Genomic DNA, 4,327 nt, shown 5'->3' with positions numbered 1-4,327 from the left:
GGATTGGGGACTGGGGACTGGGGATTGGGGACTGGGGATTGGGGACTGGGGACTGGGTAATCAATTTTATGTTTCCCGATCAACTATCAACTATCAACTATCAACTATCAACTATCAACTATCAACTATTACTTAACTTCTGTGATTTTTAAAGTGTAAGGAAAGTATTTCTCTTCTTCGTAGGAACCAATCCAAATTTTGTAAATACCCTCTAACCATTCTCCCACAATACCAGGATTTTTCCCATCAAAATCATCATTACACCAAATACCACCTGGTCCTTTAATCATTATAGTGGTGTCGGCCTTACTTTCCACTTGCAGTTTTAGGTAGTCAAATTTACTGAGCAGTTTTAAAGTGTGATCTTGGTCCTCATCTACAAACCCAGTACATGAACCTGTAGGAGTTTCAGTTTCTCCATTAACTTTGCTCGCTGGAACTGAACCTCCACTCATTCCCCTGACTGTCAAAGGATCAGGTGAAAATTGACGGTTAATGGTGATATCACCAAAAATAGGCGGAACTTCTTCTGCATTAACAATACTATTCATCACTGTTGTCACACCAAGTGTAACTATCATCAACGATAATCTAATGGCTAGATTAAGGGATTTTTTTGTCATTGTAATTATATTTATATTTAAGTAATTTTAAAGACAAGAATCTTTTATTTTAAGTTCCCGATATTTGCAGTTATCAGGTGAGTGGTGAGTGGTGATTGGTGATTGGTGATTGGGTTATTTACCTCCCCATCACCCCATCACCCCAGTCACCTATTACCTAGCTAGTGCATAGCTTAAACGTTGTTTATCTAAACCAATCTGATTTAACAATAACCATGATTGAATTAGGTCTGGTCCATGTACATCCCCGGTTAAAGCTGCTCGGAGCGATCGCATTACTAAACCTTTTTTGACACCTTGCTCTTTTACCACTTGTTTAATGATGCTTTGGGCGGTATCTGCGGAAAATTCTGGTTGATTTTCCAAAGTTGTCACAATTGCTTGCAGTACAGGTTTCACCCCTTCTTGTTGCAGTTGTTGACTACCTTCTTCACTGAACTCTACCCCATCAGTAAAAAAGACTTTGCTCATGGGAACAGCATCCACTAACCGCGTTAAACTAGCAGCAATTAAACTTACCAACTGCTCTAACCAAGGACGCTCCCTACCACTAGTAAATGTATATCCTGCTTCCTCCCAAAAAGGTATTAGCAAATCTATGAGTTTATCAACTGGCATATTATGGATATATTGACTATTAATCCAATCTAATTTATCCCAGTCAAATTTAGCACCTGCTTTATTTACCCGTTCAAAGGTAAATTCTTTAGCAGCGTCATCTAATGTGAATATTTCCTGCGTAGAATCTGGGGCAGACCATCCCAATAAGGTCATATAATTTACTAAACCTTCCGCAGTAAAACCCATTTTCTGAAAGTCAGAAATTGAAGTTACTCCATCCCGTTTGGAAAGTTTGCGCCCTTCTTGATTCAAAATTAAGGGTGTATGGGCAAATTCTGGAATTTTTGCACCCATAGCTTCATAAAGTAAAATCTGTTTCGCTGTATTGGCAATATGGTCTTCCCCACGAATGACATGAGTAATTTGCATATCAATGTCATCTACCACTACCACAAAATTATATAGAGGTTGACCAATACCTTCAGCAGAAGCGCGAGCAATGACCATATCACCACCCAAGTCACTTCCGCGCCAGGACATTTTACCCCGTACCAGGTCATTCCAAACAATTTCCCGATCATCGTCAATTTTAAAGCGAATTACAGATGAACGACCTTCCGCTTCAAAAGCTGCTTGTTGTTCTGGGGTCAAGTTACGATGACGGTTATCATAGCGGGGTGCTTCGTTTCTGGCTTTTTGTGCTTCCCGCAGCGCGTCTAATTCTTCTGATGTGGTATAGCAGCGATAAGCTAAACCTTGATCTAATAATTTCCGTACTGCTGCTTGGTAGAGGTGTAAACGCTGAGATTGGAAAAATGGACCTTCATCCCAGTTTAAGCCTAACCAACGCAGTCCAGTGAGAATATTATCAGTATATTCGGGACGCGATCGCTCTAAATCTGTATCTTCAATGCGTAAAATAAACTTACCACCGTGATGATGGGCAAATAAATAATTAAATACAGCAGTTCTGGCTGTACCAATATGTAAATTACCAGTAGGACTGGGAGCAATACGAACTCTTACAGACACAGTTAATTCTCTCTCTCACAAAGCATTATTAATTTAACAAGTGCTGAGTGGTTGTAAACCACCGATATGGGTTATTTTCCCAGTCTGTTAAAAACAGCATTCCTGAGAGATATTTAAAATTTTCTCCCAGGAATCAGATTTCAGGGTTTTGAAACGGGACTGACGGGGCTCGAACCCGCAACTTCCGCCGTGACAGGGCGGTGCTCTAACCAATTGAACTACAGTCCCTAACAGTTGATTGCGTTTTTCTCAACTATACTATTATTGCTTAATCTTTTTTGGCTGTCAAGTAGTTGGGAGAAAAAATTGAAATTTTTTTTTTCACAGGTGACTGGTGATTGGTGATTGGGTTATTATCCTCCCCTGCTCCCCCTGTCTCCCCAACCTCCTAACCTGTGGACTGGCTTTTAGCTTCCAGATGTGCCAATATTTGAGTTTGGATTTGCTTGTACTGCTGCTTTAACAATTTTTTGCTGGTATGAGATAAGGTAATTACTCACTTTGTTTAACCCAAGCTTTTAACTTTTCTTTCTGTGCTGTGGCAATACTACTGCTAAGAATATTAGCGCAGTGATGGGGGGGTTCAAGGGTAAAGAGAATCAAAGAGTAAGAATTATTAGCAGATATTCCATTACATAAAAGCGCAATGTAAATCTAAACAAATTTGCTCGCAGATTACAAAAAACTTTGATAAATCTAAACTTTCATTTTTCAGAATTACTTAATTAGGGGTTGCTGTTCGCGTAGGGTGCCGTAGGCATAAAAGTCTTTCTGTGAGGGAATCATTAGAAGTGGCTCCCGATTCGTTTCTATAGAGAGATTCGTAGCAGACGCAATAACCGATTTAAGGGTGATTCTAGCTTGAGTTTAAAGGCTAGGATCTGGGTGCTTTGGAGTTTGTTAAAATTGTTATCACTGACTAGAATTAAGGAAGTTTGTCCATCAGGTAGTTTTGGACCAAGGGTTAAGCCTTCTATGTTGTCTAAAGCTACATCGAGAGTCTGTAAATCTAAGAGTAGTTTTTTCTCTACAGGTTTGATTTTGTTGATGTCAATGTTTGAAAGGCTGTTAATATCATGAATATCATCGCCATTTTCTAGGGAAACCTGAAACAAAGAAATCGCAAATCCCAAACCTGTAAAAGTTCTTTCTACACTCAGTAAATGTCCTTGATTATCTAAAGAAAGTAAATCTGGTAATCCACTGTCAAACCTGCCTGTAAAATTGAATAGCGGTGTAACTGGTTCTGTGATGTACAGAAATTCTTTTTCCGGTTGGTTGGTGGCTAGGTTATATTGCACAATGCGACAAGGACTACCAAAGCCAGGTTTTGCCGCTGCACCATCCTGAATGAGTGCGTTTTCAGTCGCTGTAAATAATAATTGATTATTTTCTGAGATGGTGAGGCTTTCAAAAGCTAAGTTATTACGTATACCCTGCTGACTTTTTGGATCTGGTAAAAATTTATCCGGTATAGGTAAGCTGGTAATAGCTTGGCCAGAAGATAGAGAAAATTCTTGAATAAAAGGATTTATGGATTTTTGCACATCTCCTTCAGAAGCAATGAATACAGTGGCTTTGTTAGTTACAGCAATACCTTCTGTATCGGTTTCACTAGGAGGAAATTTTTGATTATTTTCATTTAATAAGGTGGTGACAGCTACGGGAATAACTCCATCTTTGGTTAATTTTCCTGTGCTGAGGTCAATTTTTAAGGTATAAAATCGAGCAGGTGCTTTTTGCCCTCTGTCGTCAGAAATGGCATAATAAAGATCATTTTTAGCATCATAAGTAATTCCTGATAATCCTCCTAGTTCGGTTTTTTGGAAAGAGTATCCTGTGGGTAAGGTGGCTGCACCAATAAATTTTATATCTGTTATTTTAACTGTTGCTGAGGCAATATTACTGAAGAATATACTGATAATACTGCTAATGATAATGGTAATCGTCAAGTAAATAATGAATAGTGGTTTTCTGAGTTTTTTCATTAGTTGCATGAAGAAATAATGCCAATTAGGGGTTGCTGAGAAAGTCTTTCCGTGAGGGCATAGGAGTCAGGAGTCAGGAGTCAGGAGTCAGGAGTCAGGAGTCAGGAGTCAGGAGTCAGGAGG

Annotated in this window: 3 protein-coding genes and 1 tRNA gene; all 4 read right to left on the bottom strand. The window is 39.1% G+C overall.

Annotation, left to right across the window (positions count from 1 at the left end; all coding sequences use genetic code 11):
- Positions 1–128: 128 nt before the first annotated feature.
- The 4 genes from PN497_RS10220 to PN497_RS10205 all read right to left on the bottom strand — a co-directional run bounded on the left by PN497_RS10220 (position 129) and on the right by PN497_RS10205 (position 4,213).
- Entirely contained in the window at positions 129–623 is a 495-nt protein-coding gene (locus PN497_RS10220) for a hypothetical protein (RefSeq protein ID WP_096571611.1), read from the bottom strand.
- Between the two features lie 153 nt (positions 624–776).
- On the bottom strand, positions 777–2,216 hold the full coding sequence (gene gltX / locus PN497_RS10215) for a glutamate--tRNA ligase (RefSeq protein ID WP_096571613.1): 1,440 nt from the start codon (positions 2,214–2,216) through the stop codon (positions 777–779).
- 154 nt (positions 2,217–2,370) lie between these two features.
- Positions 2,371–2,444, bottom strand: a tRNA-Asp gene (locus tag PN497_RS10210).
- Positions 2,445–3,025: 581 nt separating this feature from the next.
- Positions 3,026–4,213 carry an esterase-like activity of phytase family protein gene (locus PN497_RS10205; protein WP_272110044.1) on the bottom strand — a complete coding sequence of 396 codons (1,188 nt, stop codon included), beginning with the start codon at positions 4,211–4,213 and terminating at the stop codon, positions 3,026–3,028.
- Positions 4,214–4,327: the final 114 nt, after the last annotated feature.

The sequence above is a fragment of the Sphaerospermopsis kisseleviana CS-549 genome, assembly GCF_028329225.1.
In the GTDB taxonomy this organism is placed as follows: domain Bacteria; phylum Cyanobacteriota; class Cyanobacteriia; order Cyanobacteriales; family Nostocaceae; genus Sphaerospermopsis; species Sphaerospermopsis kisseleviana.
Note: the sequence above shows the minus strand (reverse complement) of the source record. Positions and strands in the feature narration are given on the sequence as shown.

Coding starts and splice junctions, on each gene's coding strand:
- PN497_RS10220 (WP_096571611.1), bottom strand. CDS start 623: ATGACAAAAAAATCCCTTAATCTAGCCATTAGATTATCGTTGATGATA.
- PN497_RS10205 (WP_272110044.1), bottom strand. CDS start 4,213: ATGCAACTAATGAAAAAACTCAGAAAACCACTATTCATTATTTACTTG.